Source organism: Vibrio sp. Y176, assembly GCF_033438945.1.
The window spans coordinates 1-890 of sequence record NZ_JAWOQS010000225.1 but is presented as its reverse complement, the minus strand read 5'-3'; the positions used below and the strand labels follow the sequence as shown (position 1 = coordinate 890).

General features: G+C 40.4%; 1 protein-coding gene. It reads left to right on the top strand.

The genetic code is table 11. The annotated features are described in order from the left end of the window. Positions 1-245: 245 nt before the first annotated feature. Positions 246-719: a CreA family protein gene (locus R7O13_RS25225; RefSeq protein WP_005454218.1), complete on the top strand. Its 474-nt coding sequence runs from the start codon at positions 246-248 to the stop codon at positions 717-719. Positions 720-890: the final 171 nt, after the last annotated feature.

The following is an 890-nucleotide window of genomic DNA, read 5'->3' as shown; positions in this document are numbered from 1 at the left end:
ACAGAGTAGTAGCGAGTCAAAAACGAGGGCTGTATATGAGCCATCACGCCAATATTCCGAAAACCTAACAGGGTTTTCTATATCGCATTGACTCGACTCTTAAACATGAACTCGCTTTGAAGCGGTACATTAGCATGAAGCCCTTAACAAACCTAGCTAAAGTCCTGAGGTTGCGCCAAATTTTGTTTTAGATGCCAACGTCTGATAGATTGAATCTATATATTTTTCTAATTAAGGACGGAATAATGAAAAAACGTTTGCTTGCTTTAGGTTTGGTTACCATTCTTGCTGGCTGTGGCAACGATGAGGTTGGTGATGTGTCTTTGGGTATGTTTACTATGAAAGACATAAAACTGAATACGCTCGTAGACCCTGAAGTTCCAGGCGTTACTTGTCATGTAGCGAGCATCGAAGCGGACTTCAGTTTAGCGGACCCAAGCGACAGTTCAATTTCTTGCCGTCAAACTGGTGAAATTACACCTGAGATGATTACTAAAATTGATAAGAGCAAATCAGGTGAAGTGGTATTTAAAAAGTCCAAGAGCGTTTTCTTCAAATCGATGAAGATTCGCCGTATTTATGATCCAGAAAATCAAACCTTGATGTACCTTTCTTACTCAACTAAAGAGACATCAGGCAGCTTCAAACACAGTCTATCAACTGTACCTCTTTGGGGTACGAAAGCTTACATCCAACCGACTGAAGCTAAGATAAATTAAGCTCAATTCGCTTACGAATTCGTCAGCCCGCTGCATTTTTCAGCGGGCAAATTTCTTTGCAATAAAACACCACGATTTTCATTTTTTTGTGATACAATCCCGCGTCTTTTTTTTCTCACTCAAGAACACGCAGGAAGTTTCCTGGTCAGCGTAAATCTAAACACTACTTCC

Bases quoted from the DNA above. Each gene is read 5' to 3' on its own strand.
- R7O13_RS25225 (WP_005454218.1), top strand. From the start codon at position 246: ATGAAAAAACGTTTGCTTGCTTTAGGTTTGGTTACCATTCTTGCTGGC.